Raw genomic sequence first — 15,613 nt, forward strand, 5'->3', positions numbered from 1 at the left:
TATATACTAAAATGTTAATAATGTTTAATTTGGAGAATACGGATTTATATGTACAAACACATTTTGTACGTTATCTTGTTTCATAAGCGTTTCTTTCACATGCTTTCCAATGCGATGCCCTTCTTCTACAGTAATGTATGGATCTACAGAAACTTTAATATCAACAATAACGTAATGACCATGTTCCCTTGCGTATAAAGAACCAATTTTTTTTACACCATCTATTTGAAGTACTGCTTCTCTAAGTGGAATAACATCTTCCTCATGAAGAACATGATCAAGCGTTGCATGAATTGCTTCTGCCCCAATACTCCATGCCATTTTTGCAACAAGAAGTGAAACAAATAATCCTGCAATTGGATCGGCATACACAAGCCAATCTAACCCGAACTTACCACCAATAATCGCTGCACAAATACCGATTAAAGCTGCAATTGAAGAAAACACATCTGAACGGTGCTCATATGCATTTGCAATAATTGCATCACTATTTACCTTTTTCCCTAATCGGAATTTATATTGAAACATTCCTTCTTTCACGATAATTGAAAGAACGACAGCAAAAATTGTAATCCCTTTCGGCGGTTCTAGTTCCTGTGAAAAAGCTTTTATGGACGAAATCGCTATCTCGATTCCCACAATAAATAATAATACTGCAACAATAATCGCTGAAATCGATTCCGCTTTACCATGACCATACGGATGATCTTCATCGGGCGGCTGCTTTGCTGCTCGTAACCCAAACAGTACAGCTAGCGAACCAATTACATCTGATGCAGAATGCACCGCATCTGCTAATAGCGCTTTACTGTTCCCAATATAACCAATTACCGCCTTTATAATCGCTAATATAATATTACCAACGATCCCGACAATAGCACCAAACTCGGCCTGTTTAAAACGTTCATCTTTTTCCATCATTAAAATCCCTTCTTTTCTTAACCTATCTTTTTATCCCACTTTAATGGGCAGTAAGACCCCTACCTCAAAATTCAGTGAAAGCAAAAAATTTAGGTGGGGGTCGGGCTGCCCATAAAATTCCGATTGGTGAAGGCTAATAATCAGTGGGGGATGAAGAAAACCCCCACTGATTAAAGTTTCACTTTATTGTAACAAAAACAGCGATAACATCACCACTTTCTTCCATTTCATCATTTCAAAGTAACTATCTTATTGTATCCACAAACGAAAAAAGAGATGCCTCATAAAGAGACATCATCTTTTTTATACTTGCGGTTCAGATTCTACTTTCTCAACCTTTTTCTTGTTTTTGCCCTTTTTCAAACGACGGTTTTCAAGCATTAACCAAATTTGAGAAGCAACGAAAACAGAAGAATACGTACCTACAACTAGTCCAACAAGTAACGCAAACGAGAAGTTACGTAGTGACTCACTACCGAAGATAAGCAGTGCAATTACTGGGAATAACACTGTTAATACGGTGTTAATCGAACGACCAAGCGTTTGGCGAATACTTGCATTTACGATTTCTTCTAAGTCTTTTATATCGCGAACTCGTTTTTTCTGTTTGTATAATTCACGGTTTCTATCAAACGTAACAATTGAGTCATTAATAGAATAACCGATGATTGTTAACACGGCAGCGATAAACGTTAAGTCTACCTCCAATTGGAAAATACTAAATATAACAATCATAACGAATGCATCATGTAATAATGCAAGCACTGCAGATAATGCGTACGTAAATCGGAATCGAATACTTACGTATAAAATGATAACTGCAGAAGCAATTAATACTGCGATAAATGCATTTCTTGCAATTTCTTTACCAATTGTCGGCGAAACTGTACTTACGTTTGGATCTGTACCATATTTATCGTGGAAGAATGTTTTTGTTTTCGCAATTTCATCTTTTGATAGAACACCTAATGTACGAACTGCGAATCCCTTATTGTCATCTCCAGTCGGTACAATGTTTTCTTCCTTCACGTCAATGTTCAATTCTTTAAAATCTTTATGAACATCAGACACAGTAACTGATTGTTTTGATTGCAAGTCGATACGTGTACCACTCGCAAAGTCAATACCAAGATTCAATTTGAAAATTGGTAAAATAATTGCACCTGCAATTACAACTACCAGCGAGAAGATAAGGAATTTATGACCGACATTTACGAAGTTAATACGATCAAATCTTGTCGGTGGATGTACTACACCTTTTGTTAATGGAATAATATCCTTTTGTTTCACACCAAAGTATCCTGGTTTTTTATCGAAGTAACGGCTCTTTACAAGTAAACTTAGTAAGAAACGAGTACCGAATACGTTCGTAATAAAACCGACTAAAATACTTACGATTAAACTTGTTGCGAACCCTTTTACAGAGCTATTACCATAAACGAATAATACACCAGCTGCTGCAAGTGTTGTAATGTTCGCATCTAAAATAGTTGCTAATGAACGATGGTTACCAGCACGGAATGCCGACATCATTGACTTACCAATTTTCAGCTCTTCTTTCAGTCTCTCGTACGTAATAATATTCGCATCAACCGCGATACCTACCCCGAGCACTAACGCCGCAATACCTGGCAACGTAAGAACTGCATGCATCCAGTTAAAGACAAGTAATGTAACGAAAATGTATAAACCTAACATAATAACCGCTACAAGTCCTGGTAAACGGTAGAATACAAGCATAAATAAGAAAATAAGAGCGATACCAATCGCACTAGCGAAAATTGTTTGCTCTAACGCTTGTTGACCAAACTTCGCTCCAACAGATGTTGAATACATTTCTTTTAAATCAACAGGAAGTGCACCTGCATTTAATAAAGATGAAAGTTGTTTCGCGCTTTCAACTGTAAAGTTTCCACCCACGATAGATACTTCAGCTTGGTTAAACACTTGGTTTACTGTTGCTGCTGATAAGAACTTCGGATTCGGTTTTGCAGATTCTGCTTTGTACGAATCTTTTCCTTCTTCAAAATCAAGCCAAATTACCATTAAATTCGTTGGTGGTGGCATTTTTGAAATTTTTTCAGTTACTTCACGGAATTTTTCAGCGCTTTTTAGTGTAAGACCTACACTCGCACGACCTTGCTCATCAAATGTTTGCTTCGCTCCGCCGCCTTTTAAATCCGTTCCATCCATAAGAAGGTTGTCATCTACATCACGGAATGTTAATTTCGCTTGTGTTGATAACATTTCACGTGCTTTTTGCTGATCTTGTACACCAGCAAGCTGTACACGAATTCGGTCTTGCCCTTCAATTTGAATGTTCGGTTCACTTACACCAAGTACATTGACACGATTTTCAAGAGCACCTACTGTACTTACAAGTGCCTCTCGGTCAATTTTATCACCTTTTTTGGCTGGTTTTACTTCATAAAGAATTTCAAAACCACCGCGAAGGTCTAGTCCTAGACTAATTCCTTTTGCTATGTCTTTTCCTGCCGCACCAATTACTCCACCGATTAATAAAACGATGAGGAAAAAGGCGGCAATTCTCGTACCACGCTTTGCCATATGTACCCTCTTTCCGCTACTAACACTTCAAATAAATCTTTTACGATTCACCTTCACACGTGTGCATACGCCTAGTTAGTAGACTTCCTTTCTATAATTTTGCTAGTTCCTCACCAGCTGTGTCGGTAAGTTTTTCACATTACCTACACTTTCATTATTTGTTTTCTCTCTTCACTACCTCCTTTATATATGATCTTAGACATAATTATTTCCTCATTATCAATACCTATCATTATACTGCAAAAGGAAGAACAAACCAATTGCAGTCGGTTATTTATTTTCATATTCATCAAATGACCAAAGCGGGGCTTGATATGCTTCAACAGTTAAATACGTCATATATTCATTAGCTGTTACTGTTAATACGTCATTAACTAATTCATACAATCTAACGTCACTGTCTATCTTCTTCCACTTTTTCACTTTAAGAAACTTCCAAATGTCATCATCTGTTACTCGGTCGTAGCCGAACATTTGGAACTCTTCTACTTTACTTTCTAAAACGACTTGTAACTGTCCGCGGTATGATTCTACCAAAGCCTCTCTATCTAACATATATAACATCTCCTTCTTATTTCAGCACGAAAAGTCGCTTTTAATCCCGCTCTAATGGACAGCAATAACTACTTTCAAGAGTACTCTCTTAAATGCTTGTCATTCTTGTCTCGTACGTGCATATAAATTATTGTAAATCATTCCACTGATTTTGAGAAGGTAGGAGAAGACCATGACGAGACAAAGCTTTTTAAAAGGCGCATTTATTTTAATGATAGCCGGCTTTATTACCAAAATTCTAGGATTTATTAATCGTATTGTAATGGCACGTATTTTAGGAGAAGAAGGCGTTGGCCTTTATATGATGGCCGTCCCTACATTTATTCTAGCAATTACATTAACACAAATCGGTCTTCCTGTCGCAATCGCAAAATTTGTAGCAGAAGCAGAAGCTGTGAATGATAAACAAAAAGTTAAAAAAATATTAACAGTATCATTAGCTGTTACATCTGTTATTAGTATCATTTTAACAATTGGAATTATGCTCCTCACACCTATTTTAGCAAAAACATTATTAACTGATGAACGAACGTACTATCCATTAATGGCCATTTTGCCTGTCGTTCCTGTTATTGCTGTTTCTTCTGTTTTACGTGGCTATTTCCAAGGGAAACAAAATATGAAACCTAGCGCTTACGCCCAAGTGATAGAACAAATTGTCCGCATTACAATTATCGCTATATGTATTCAATTATTTTTACCTTACGGCGTAGAATATGCTGCAGCTGGTGCTATGTTATCAGCCGTTCTCGGTGAAGTGGCATCGTTATTATTTTTACTCACTTTATTCCAGCGCGAAAAACATTTATCTATACGCTCGGGATTTTTCACTACTGTAAAGGAAAGCAAGGGGACATTTTATTCTCTTATGGATATTGCACTTCCAACTACAGGAAGTCGTTTAATCGGTTCCGTTTCCTATTTTTTTGAACCTATCGTCGTTATGCAAAGCTTAGCGATTGCCGGCGTTGCTGCCTCCGTCGCAACTCAGCAATACGGTATATTAAACGGGTATGCATTCCCGCTTCTTTCACTACCAGCCTTTATTACATACGCTCTTTCGACAGCACTCGTTCCATCTATTAGCGAGGCAATGGCAAAAAGACAGCATAAATTAGTAGAACACCGCTTACAACAAGCTCTTCGGATCTCACTCATTACTGGCGGGTGGTCAGTCGTTATATTATACGTATTTGCTTCTCCTGTTTTAACTCTTATGTATGGATCGGATAGTGCAACAGCGTTCATCCAGCTTCTTGCACCTTGCTTTTTATTTCATTATTTTCAAAGTCCACTTACCTCTGTTTTACAAGCTTTAAACTTAGCACGTGCGGCCATGATGAATACGTTTATTGGTGCAATCGTGAAATTAATCGTTATTTTCGTACTAGCTTCAAGGCCAGAGTTTCAAATGATGGGGGTTGCCCTTGCAATTGCAGCAAATATCGTAACGGTAACATTTCTTCATTATGCTACTGTTTTAAAGAAAATTACATTTACCATTTACGCAAAAGACTATATTTTTGGCGGACTTACCATCGGTATCGCAGGCTCCTTCGGTTTTTACCTTCATAAGTATATAGTTTTCTCTCATTCACTTGGCATACAAACATTATGGGAAATCGCTTTAACAACACTCGTTTATATTGTGCTCCTCTTCATTTTCAAGCTCATTCGAAAAGAAGAGTTAAGTCGTCTCCCTATCATTCGAAAACTTTCATTTTTGAAGTAAATAGGCTTACTATTCCATATAGTAAGCCTCTAGTTTTCTTTCAAATCAACAAAAAATTGTCCATTTTGAAAGCTACAGTATAAAATTTGTGTTACATCGTTATAGCCTAAGTTTTTTAATTTTCCAACAAGCCACTCATCTGTATGTTCAATCATTTGCAAATGATTCGATTGAATTTCGCCATCGATAATAAGAGGAAGAGTAAACTGTAATACATCCTGCCCGCCTTTTTGTTTTTGAAAGACAGATAACTTCCCAGATGGTTCTAAAATAGCGTATTCTACATCCCGGATGTCTCCAACTCCTTGTTCCCTTAATTGCATCATTAAATCATCTATATTATAACGTTGCTTTCTCATCTTCTTTTCATCAATCTTTCCCGCATTTACAAGAATAGCCGGCTCACCTTCTATTAAATGCCGAAATCGTTGATACTTTAACGAAATAACTGACAAAATAATTTGTATACACATGAGAAAAGTCATCGGAACTAATTGGTGCCAAAGTGATTTATCGGTATTTTCAATTGCGACTACTGCCATTTCACCAAGCATAATGAATACGACTAAATCTAATACACTTAGCTCTCCAATTTCACGTTTACCCATAAGACGAAAAATAATTAAGATGATGATATACAAAAGCATCGTCCGGCCAATGATTGATACCCATTCCATTTCTACATCTCCTTTTTACGTATAGACTCCCCTATAAAAAAGAAAATAGTCTAACTTAGGCAAAAGGAAAATATGCTTGTATTAAAAAGGGGGAATGTATAAATGGATGGAACGAAAAAATTATCAACTGCAATCGGCTTCGGTATCGTTATCCTATTAATTCTCGCAACAGTTACTAGCATGATTATGGCTCTTTTATTAAAATTTACAGATATGAATGAAGGAACATTAGCTGTTACTATTTTTATACTAGCACTTTTATCTATGCTTATATCCGGGTTTACTGCCGGCAAAAAAGCACAAGGGAAAGGTTGGCTAGTAGGCTTCTCAACAGGACTTACATTCACTATACTTGTTTTTCTAGTTAACTATTTAGGTTTCTCTCAAACTTTATCGAACTCACAGTTACTTTACCAATTAGCATTAATGGGTGCGAGTACACTTGGTGGCATTTTCGGTGTAAATATGTCCAAACAAAATAACTAAAAAAAGCCCTGCACATTTCATGCAGGGCCTTCCTCATTAGTTTTTCACAACTTCACGAATCGCATTACGATCGAAAGTTAAGTGTGAACCACCAGATTTAATAACGATTTTCGTCTCATCTACTGATTCGATTGTACCGTGTAAGCCACCGATTGTTACGATAGCATCACCTTTTTTTAACTCACTTTGCATTTGAGCAACTGCTTTTTGACGTTTTTGTTGCGGGCGAATTAATAAGAAATAGAAAATCGCAAACATCGCAACGATCATAACGATATTCATCATACCTGGATTCATCTTTTGTTCCTCCTTTTAAATTATGTATTAGAAGTTTTTAGCATTCGGTTTATTAAAGCCATACTGTTCAAAGAATTCTTCGCGGAAATCGCCAAGACGGTCTTCACGAATAGCTTGTCTCACCTGCTCCATTAAGTTTAACAGAAAATGAAGGTTGTGATAAGACGTTAAACGAATTCCGAACGTTTCATCACATTTCATTAAGTGACGAATGTACGCACGAGAGTAATTTTTACATGTATAGCAATCACAGTTTGGATCAAGCGGACCGAAGTCTCTTGCGAATTTCGCATTTTTGACAACTAGACGGCCTTCACTTGTCATACATGTACCATTTCGAGCGATACGAGTTGGAAGTACGCAGTCAAACATATCGATACCACGAATTGCACCATCGATTAATGAGTCAGGAGAACCTACTCCCATTAAGTAACGTGGCTTATTGTCTGGAAGAAGTGGTGTTGTAAACTCAAGTACACGGTTCATAATATCTTTCGGCTCACCTACAGATAAACCACCTACCGCGTAACCAGGGAAGTCCATTGAAACAAGGTCTTTTGCACTTTGACGGCGAAGCTCTTCAAACTCCCCACCCTGTACAATACCGAATAAACCTTGATCTTGTGGACGTTCATGCGCTTTTAAACAACGCTCTGCCCAGCGGCTTGTACGCTCTACAGACTTCTTCATATATTCAAAAGTAGCTGGGAATGGAGGACATTCATCAAATGCCATCATAATATCTGATCCTAATGCATTTTGAATTTCCATTGCTTTTTCTGGTGATAAGAATAATTTATCTCCATTTAAGTGATTACGGAAGTGAACGCCTTCCTCTTCAATACGACGGAAGTCACTTAAACTGAATACTTGGAAACCACCAGAGTCCGTTAAGATTGCACGATCCCAGTTCATAAATTTATGCAAACCGCCTGCTTCACGAATGATTTCGTGACCTGGACGTAACCATAAATGATACGTATTACTTAAAATAATGCCAGAATCCATTGCTTTTAATTCTTCTGGTGACATTGTCTTAACTGTTGCAAGTGTACCAACTGGCATAAATGTTGGTGTATCAAATGAACCGTGCGGCGTATGTACACGTCCTAAACGGGCACCTGTTTGTTTACAAGTTTTAATAAATTCATAACGAATTGCTGTCATAATTTACTCCTTTTATTTGTTTCCCATTTTAGCGTGAGAGGCAACGAACATTGCATCACCAAAGCTAAAGAAACGATATTTTTCTTTTACTGCTTCATTATAAGCATGAAGTACATTATCTCTGTTTGCAAATGCACTTACAAGCATAATTAATGTTGATTTCGGTAAATGGAAGTTTGTAATTAAACCATCAATTGCTTTAAATTCATAACCTGGGTACATGAAAATGTCTGTCCAACCAGAAGCAGCACAAAGCTTGCCGTCATGATCTGTCGCAATTGTTTCTAACGTACGAGTTGAAGTCGTACCTACCGTAATAATACGTCCACCATTCTCTTTTACACGGTTTAATAATGCCGCCGTCTCTTCAGACATATGGTAATATTCTGCGTGCATATGGTGTTCTTCAATCGTATCAGCAGAAACTGGTCTAAATGTTCCAAGCCCTACGTGAAGTGTAATGAAAGCTAACTCAACGCCTTTTTGTTTTAACTTCTCCAGTAACTCTTCTGTAAAGTGAAGTCCTGCTGTCGGCGCTGCTGCTGAACCGATTTCTTTCGCATATACTGTTTGATAGCGATCGCGATCTTCTAGCGTCTCTTTAATATATGGAGGAAGTGGCATTTCTCCAAGTTCATCTAAAATTTCATAGAAGATGCCGTCATATGAAAATTCAAGCTGACGTCCACCTTGATCTGCAGTTCCTGTGCAAGTTGCTTTTAATTTTCCTTCGCCAAAAGAGATAACAGTTCCTTCTTTTACACGTTTCGCTGGCTTAACAAGCGTCTCCCACTTATCGCCTTCTTCTTGTTTTAAAAGAAGTACTTCAATGTGTGCGCCTGTATCTTCTTTCACACCGTGCAGACGAGCAGGCATTACTTTCGTTTCATTTAAAACTAAGCAATCCCCCTCATGTAAGTAAGAAAGAATGTCCGTAAAATGTTTATGCTCAATATCGCCTGTTTCACGGTCTAACACCATTAATCTTGATGTTTCACGCTCTTCTAATGGGACTTGTGCAATAAGTTCTTCTGGTAAATGAAAATCAAACAGATTAATATCCATAACTATATCCACCTATTTCTTATTTGAATCGATTTATTATATACATAATAAAAGATAATACAATACTTAACACAATACATGTAATGATAGGAAAATAAAAGGTAACGTTTCCTTTTTTCACAAAAATATCGCCTGGAAGTCTTCCAATGAACTTCCAAGCTAAGCCAACAACGATAAGTAAGATCCCTGCTGTAATAAGCAATTTTGGCATCTCCGTCATACTTTTGGCATCTCCATTCCGAAATGCTCATATGCAAGTGGCGTTACAATTCGACCCCTTGGCGTTCGTTGTAAAAAGCCAATTTGTAATAAATACGGCTCATACACATCTTCAATCGTATGAGATTCTTCTCCAATCGTTGCCGAAACCGTTTCTAATCCAACTGGACCACCACGGAACTTCTCAATAATACCAAGCAATAATTTATGGTCAATATGATCTAGACCTAATTTATCTACTTGCAGCAATTCTAATGCCATTTGTGTAATTTCCATCGTAACCGTTCCGTTACCACGAACTTGTGCAAAATCTCGTACACGTCGTAATAAACGATTTGCAATACGAGGTGTACCACGAGCACGTCTTGCAATTTCTAGTGCGGCTAACGAGTCAATTTCAACTTCGAATACTTCTGCTGTACGTTCAACAATCTCAGAAAGCTGATCTACTGTATAATACTCTAATCTTGAAAGCACACCGAAACGGTCACGAAGCGGCGCTGATAACGCACCTGCACGCGTCGTTGCTCCAACTAATGTAAATGGCGGTAAATCTAAACGTACAGACCGTGCTGAAGGTCCTTTTCCAATTACAATATCAAGGCAAAAATCTTCCATCGCAGGATATAGTACTTCTTCAATTGATCTATGCAAACGATGAATTTCATCAATAAATAATACATCCCCTGGTTGAAGCGATGTTAATACAGCTGCTAAATCACCTGGTCTTTCAATTGCCGGTCCTGAAGTTGTTCTAACATTTACGCCCATTTCATTGGCAATAATATTCGCAAGCGTCGTTTTACCAAGACCTGGTGGTCCATATAAAAGCACGTGATCTAACGTTTCTTCACGCATTTTCGCCGCTTCAATAAACACTTCTAAATTATGTTTCGCTTTATCTTGGCCAATATACTGACGGAGCGTCTGTGGCCGTAATGAATATTCTAAATCCGCATCTTCATATGCAGATTCCCCTGAAAGGAGACGTTCGTCCATTATACTCACCTCTTACCATTTAGTAAAAGACTAAGTGCCTTTTTAATATACTGATCCGTCGTCAATGATTCTTTTAATAACTCTGGTACAACGCGAGAAACTTCTCGTTCTGCGTATCCAAGTGCGCGCAGAGCTTCCAGCGCCTCATCAAGCTCAGCTGACGAACCTTTCTTCTCATCAAAACGTTCTTCGTCTGAGAATAAATCAACAAATGCATCTGGTACAACGTCTGCTAGTTTTCCTTTTAAATCTAAAATCATTTGGCGTGCTGTTTTCTTTCCGACGCCCGGGAACTTCACTAAAAACTTCTCGTCTTCATGTTCAATCGCTTGAACGACCTGTCCTGTTTGACCAGAAGCTAAAATTGCAAGAGCGCCTTTTGGTCCAATACCAGACACACCTAACAACTTTGTAAATAATAAACGCTCTTCACGTGTTTTAAACCCGTAAAGCGCCATAATATCTTCTCTCACATAATGATATGTATAGACACGGATTTCTTGCTTACTTCTTTGAAATACATACGGATTCGGTGTGAAAATTTGATAACCAATTCCATTATGATCAATTACGACATATTCCGGTCCTACATACTCCACGTAACCTGTAACATATTCAAACAAAATACGATCTCTCCCTCTTAAATCATGTATTCCATTTTAACATATTTAATGATAGAAAAGCGAGACTGCCCCAACAAATGTTCTCTATTTGAAACTTCTGTTATTTTCCTACGAAAGCTTTCAATCCAATCGGAAAAGATATGCTAATCGATGAAATCGCAAAACAAATTTTAGATAAAAATAAATAAGAAAAAAAGCAGCTCACCATGAGCTGCTTTTTTTCTTATTTTGCACTGCATATTGTTTCATTTTTTCAATCGTCTTCACAAAACCTTCTTTTGATTTAATACGAATACCACGTTTCAATTTCGCACGCTCATAACTCTCGAGCTTTTTCATATCAATTTGAAAGAAGGAATGAATCGCATTATCGCTTTTCGGTACACCTTTGAAAATTTGTAATATCCCTTCCTCTGACACTCCAAAATAACCGCTCGTTTTTAATAACGGAGAAATATCGTCAACTTTCTTTTGTAATACGATTTGTACATCATCACGATCAACGAGCTGCCATTCTTTATACTGCTGTAAAAACTTTTCTAAGTTTGCTACTTTTTCTGTAAAGATTTCCTCACTTACTTCTCCATCAACATACATTCGCTCTAATAAAATTGTAACTTGAGGGTCTTTCTCTGTTACTTCTGGTACTGGCCCTTCCGCCTTCGCACTCGTTCCATAAACGAAACAAAACATCATAACGAAAGCTTGCATCGCAATCAGTATCCATTTCATTTCCGTTCACCTCTTTTAGGCAAGATCATACTTTCATTAGTAGTTTTTCCGGAAATGGGGGTTTTATCCATATAAATGACCGTATTACATTTCTCTCAAAAATAAAAAAATGCAGATAAAGTTTTATCCTTATCTGCACTAGCATTTGTTTTATATAAAATGAAAGACGCCTGCAAAGCAGGCGTCTTGATGCGTTTACGGCGAGAGACCAGGCGACCACATTCGCGTGTTTAGCACTTAAGCATATCTCTCGTCTTACGTAAATTAGCTCATCGCTTTGCTAATATAACATTAATAAAAATAAAAAACAAGATATTTTTTATTATCTTTGTTTTGTATTTATTCTATATATATTTTCTATTCAATAAAAATGGTTTTATATGGAATTAAAAGCTTTAAAATGCAATAATTGATTAATCGAATTTTAAAATAGAATTGGAGAAAAGTTATTATGAACAAAATACTACAACTAACCTTACTTATTACATCTCTATTCATCTTATCAAGTTGCTCAAATGATTCAATAAAAGATGACATTTACGAAAACGATTCATATCTTAATACCAATCCCATTAATGATGAAGACAACGAAGATGATGATTCCGTTAATAACACCTCTTCTGAATATGATATTGATATTTCCAGTGAAAATAATAATTCAGAATACAATACTAAATCTTCCTCAAGTAACGGTTGTCCAGAGTTTCTAAATAGCGATGAATGTAAAGAGTATAACAAATGGGATTCCCATTATAAAAACAATCCTGATAAAATAAAAGAAGATGGTGAAAAAATGCTAGAAGAAGCACTCTATAGATAAAGTATATAGAGTTCAAATGTATACTATAGTCAAAAGCAATAAAGAGGCAGGGCTACCCTTCCTCTTTTATTTCGCTATCGTACTGTACCAGTTAAACCGTAACGAATGTCTCGGAACATATTTACTATGTCACGATTAAAGTCGTTTGTAACTGTACCGTTACGTAAGCGTGTACTCATTGCATCGACACGAGTAAACATGTCATTTCTTACAGAAACATATACGTTTCTGTTTCCAACTTCATTTGCAACAGCTTGACGAATTTCGTTCGCCATCGCCGTTTCATTTGTCACTGTGTTACGTGGTTTTACCGCAATCGCCACATCGTTTCCATATACAACTGTAGACACACGGTCTACGTTATTCATACGTTTCACACGATTTGTAATTCTTTCTGCAGTTTTACCATCATTGTTAATGTATGAATTGTTCATTGTAATATTACGTGTTGGATGCGGATTAGCAATTTGACCGTTGTAATTTACATCACGGTAATAGTTATATCCTGTATCGTTACGACCATTTCTATATGTTACATAGTCTGTATAACGATCGTTACGCGTCACATTATCACGATACTGGTGTGTATCATTATAAGATGTACGCTCGTAATTGTAGTTACGTCCATCCATTGCATTGTTTTTTGGTGTACCACATGCAGCTAATGCACTAGTAACTAACAAAGAAGCAGCAATCACTTTTACTTTCGTATTCAATACAAAAACCCCCTCTGTTAGAATGAACTTCTCTTCTGAAAAGCTCCCTCTTATGATGAGTAACAGAGAAGGTTTTTACACTGTTAATATTTCACTGGGGATTTTCTAACATTTGGTGTAAATCTTCCGTTTCCAGAACGAATCTACATACAAAAAAGGTGGGAATCATCCCACCTTTTTTAAACTTCTTCATCCTCTTCTTCTGAAACTGGCTCCCCAAATACATTTGGTGGATCTGGTTGATAATACATCGTTCCTGGCTGTGGTGCATATGCTGATTGAGTTGGTTGATAATATAAAGGATTCGCGTATTGTGGCCCTCCAGGTTGCGGACTATATAGCCTACTCTCTCCTCCGCATCCACAATCTTCCTCTCCTTGCACGAGCGGCGGCATATTATTATCTGTCGGCATCATATTTGGATTTGGCATAGACGTATATTGCGGTCCAAACGGTGCTCCTTGCTGATATGGCATTTGATATGGATTTTGTTGTTGATAATACGGATTCGGCGGCATCATAGGCTGTTGGTACGGCATTTGATATGGCATCATATTCGGTGGTTGATTATTATCCATAATCGGCATCATGTTTGGCATTTGATTGTTATCCATAATTGGCATCATGTTTGGCATTTGATTGTTATCCATAATTGGCATCATGTTCGGCATTTGATTGTTATCCATAATTGGCATCATGTTTGGCATTTGATTGTTATCCATAATTGGCATCATATTTGGTATTTGATTATTATCCATAATTGGCATTATATTTGGTGGTTGATTGTTATCCATGATTGGCATGATGTTTGGTGGTTGATTGTTATCCATGATTGGCATGATGTTTGGTGGCTGATTATTATCCATGATTGGCATGATGTTTGGTGGCTGATTGTTATCCATAATTGGCATTATATTTGGTGGCTGATTGTTATCCATAATTGGCATTATATTTGGTGGCTGATTGTTATCCAACATTGGCATGATGTTTGGCACTTGAATATTTGGCGGTATTACTTGCGGAATCACTACATTTTCTTTCGATACATTTGGTGACACTATATTTCCTACATTTTCTTTCTTTACTTGTGGTGATACTATGTTTCCTATATTTTCTTTCTTCACTTGCGGTGACACTATGTTTCCTATATTTTCTTTCTTTATTTGTGGTGACACTATATTCCCTACATTCTCTTTCTTCACTTGTGGTGACACTATGTTTCCTACATTCTCTTTCTTCACTTGCGGTGATACTATATTTCCTACATTTTCTTTCTTTACTTGCGGTGATATTATATTATCTTTTTTCGTTTGCGGAGAAATGATGTTATTAGGTTTCATTTTAGTAATTTGAGGAGCAATTAACTCGCTTCCTTTTTTAATTACATCTGAAATTTTATATTCTTTTTTCGTTTTTATTGGTGGTTGCGGCGGCTGCGGTAACACATTTACCGAAAACTTCGTATTTTCTTTTTCCGCTGGTTTTTGTTTTTCTATAACAGGTGGTTTTTGAATCACTGACGGTTTTTCAACTGGTTTTTCTTTTTGAATTGGCTGTTCTTTTTGCACCTCTTTTTGCGGTTTCACCTGTACTTCCTTTTGTGGCTTCACTTGTATTTCCTTCTGTGGTTTTACCTGTACTTCTTTTTGTGGTTTCACTTGCATTTCCTTCTGTGGTTTTACTTGCACTTCTTTTTGAGTTTGTTGCATAGCAGGCTGCTGCGTAATTGGCGCTGATTGATACGTAACTTCTTCTTCATCTTCTATTCCAAGCGGCGTTGGCGTTGCTGCAAATTCTTTTTGTTGTACTTCTTTTACGTATTGTTTTGGAGGTGCTGAGCCTGCACCAGCATGTTGTTTCACGTGAACACTGTTTGATGGTACTTTAATTTTCATACCTGGCATGATTAAATCTGGATTACTAAGTTGTGTATTTGTTTTTTTCAGCGTATCAAAATCCACTCCGTACTTTTTCGCAATTTTCCAAAGGGTATCCCCTTTTTGCACGATATGAATTTTCAAATTTTCCCCCTCCTG

15 protein-coding genes and 1 pseudogene are annotated in these 15,613 nt (G+C 37.1%); 3 read left to right on the forward strand and 13 right to left on the reverse strand.

Features of this window, described 5'->3' with window-relative positions:
- Positions 1–24: 24 nt before the first annotated feature.
- The 3 genes from EGX95_RS20825 to EGX95_RS20835 all read right to left on the reverse strand — a co-directional run bounded on the left by EGX95_RS20825 (position 25) and on the right by EGX95_RS20835 (position 4,044).
- On the reverse strand, positions 25–918 hold the full coding sequence (locus EGX95_RS20825; RefSeq protein ID WP_001993152.1) for a cation diffusion facilitator family transporter: 894 nt from the start codon (positions 916–918) through the stop codon (positions 25–27).
- A gap of 306 nt (positions 919–1,224) precedes the next feature.
- Positions 1,225–3,489 (reverse strand): protein translocase subunit SecDF, encoded by a 2,265-nt coding sequence (gene secDF, locus EGX95_RS20830; protein WP_001119088.1) that lies wholly within the window; start codon positions 3,487–3,489, stop codon positions 1,225–1,227.
- Positions 3,490–3,759: 270 nt separating this feature from the next.
- Positions 3,760–4,044 carry a post-transcriptional regulator gene (locus tag EGX95_RS20835; protein WP_000886980.1) on the reverse strand — a complete coding sequence of 95 codons (285 nt, stop codon included), beginning with the start codon at positions 4,042–4,044 and terminating at the stop codon, positions 3,760–3,762.
- 172 nt (positions 4,045–4,216) lie between these two features.
- On the opposite strand from EGX95_RS20835, the gene spoVB reads away from it, so the two are divergent.
- On the forward strand, positions 4,217–5,776 hold the full coding sequence (spoVB, locus tag EGX95_RS20840) for a stage V sporulation protein B (protein WP_000198288.1): 1,560 nt from the start codon (positions 4,217–4,219) through the stop codon (positions 5,774–5,776).
- A gap of 29 nt (positions 5,777–5,805) precedes the next feature.
- Here spoVB and EGX95_RS20845 read toward each other — a convergent pair whose 3' ends face one another.
- Positions 5,806–6,453 (reverse strand): DUF421 domain-containing protein, encoded by a 648-nt coding sequence (locus tag EGX95_RS20845; RefSeq protein WP_000455384.1) that lies wholly within the window; start codon positions 6,451–6,453, stop codon positions 5,806–5,808.
- Between the two features lie 102 nt (positions 6,454–6,555).
- Here EGX95_RS20845 and EGX95_RS20850 point away from each other — a divergent pair, with 102 nt between their 5' ends.
- Complete coding sequence (locus EGX95_RS20850; protein WP_000349147.1) at positions 6,556–6,939, forward strand: TIGR04086 family membrane protein; 384 nt, start codon at positions 6,556–6,558, stop codon at positions 6,937–6,939.
- A 36-nt stretch (positions 6,940–6,975) separates the two neighbouring features.
- Here the strand turns inward: EGX95_RS20850 and yajC are convergent, their stop codons facing one another.
- The 7 genes from yajC to EGX95_RS20885 form a co-directional block, all read right to left on the reverse strand.
- Complete coding sequence (gene yajC / locus EGX95_RS20855; protein WP_001068066.1) at positions 6,976–7,236, reverse strand: preprotein translocase subunit YajC; 261 nt, start codon at positions 7,234–7,236, stop codon at positions 6,976–6,978.
- Between the two features lie 27 nt (positions 7,237–7,263).
- Positions 7,264–8,403 (reverse strand): tRNA guanosine(34) transglycosylase Tgt, encoded by a 1,140-nt coding sequence (gene tgt, locus EGX95_RS20860; RefSeq protein ID WP_000125362.1) that lies wholly within the window; start codon positions 8,401–8,403, stop codon positions 7,264–7,266.
- Positions 8,404–8,415: 12 nt separating this feature from the next.
- Positions 8,416–9,468 (reverse strand): tRNA preQ1(34) S-adenosylmethionine ribosyltransferase-isomerase QueA, encoded by a 1,053-nt coding sequence (gene queA / locus EGX95_RS20865; protein ID WP_000354028.1) that lies wholly within the window; start codon positions 9,466–9,468, stop codon positions 8,416–8,418.
- A gap of 19 nt (positions 9,469–9,487) precedes the next feature.
- Positions 9,488–9,688 (reverse strand): DUF2905 domain-containing protein, encoded by a 201-nt coding sequence (locus EGX95_RS20870; protein ID WP_000138162.1) that lies wholly within the window; start codon positions 9,686–9,688, stop codon positions 9,488–9,490.
- Positions 9,685–10,686 carry a Holliday junction branch migration DNA helicase RuvB gene (gene ruvB / locus EGX95_RS20875; protein ID WP_000344461.1) on the reverse strand — a complete coding sequence of 334 codons (1,002 nt, stop codon included), beginning with the start codon at positions 10,684–10,686 and terminating at the stop codon, positions 9,685–9,687. The genes EGX95_RS20870 and ruvB overlap by 4 nt, the downstream gene beginning before the upstream one ends.
- A 5-nt stretch (positions 10,687–10,691) precedes the next feature.
- Positions 10,692–11,309 (reverse strand): Holliday junction DNA helicase RuvA, encoded by a 618-nt coding sequence (ruvA, locus tag EGX95_RS20880; RefSeq protein ID WP_000464508.1) that lies wholly within the window; start codon positions 11,307–11,309, stop codon positions 10,692–10,694.
- 201 nt (positions 11,310–11,510) lie between these two features.
- Entirely contained in the window at positions 11,511–12,041 is a 531-nt protein-coding gene (locus EGX95_RS20885; RefSeq protein WP_000871195.1) for a BofC C-terminal domain-containing protein, read from the reverse strand.
- Positions 12,042–12,492: 451 nt separating this feature from the next.
- Here EGX95_RS20885 and EGX95_RS20890 point away from each other — a divergent pair, with 451 nt between their 5' ends.
- Positions 12,493–12,861: a hypothetical protein gene (locus EGX95_RS20890; protein WP_001033734.1), complete on the forward strand. Its 369-nt coding sequence runs from the start codon at positions 12,493–12,495 to the stop codon at positions 12,859–12,861.
- Positions 12,862–12,935: 74 nt separating this feature from the next.
- Here the strand turns inward: EGX95_RS20890 and EGX95_RS20895 are convergent, their stop codons facing one another.
- Together EGX95_RS20895 and safA are read right to left on the reverse strand one after the other, a co-directional pair.
- Complete coding sequence (locus EGX95_RS20895; RefSeq protein WP_001093542.1) at positions 12,936–13,577, reverse strand: YhcN/YlaJ family sporulation lipoprotein; 642 nt, start codon at positions 13,575–13,577, stop codon at positions 12,936–12,938.
- 1,864 nt (positions 13,578–15,441) lie between these two features.
- Positions 15,442–15,598, reverse strand: a pseudogene (gene safA, locus EGX95_RS31160) (SafA/ExsA family spore coat assembly protein); the annotation flags it as partial.
- Between the last annotated feature and the right edge of the window lie 15 nt (positions 15,599–15,613).

This window comes from Bacillus sp. FDAARGOS_527 (assembly GCF_003812125.1).
Classification (GTDB): domain Bacteria; phylum Bacillota; class Bacilli; order Bacillales; family Bacillaceae_G; genus Bacillus_A; species Bacillus_A paranthracis.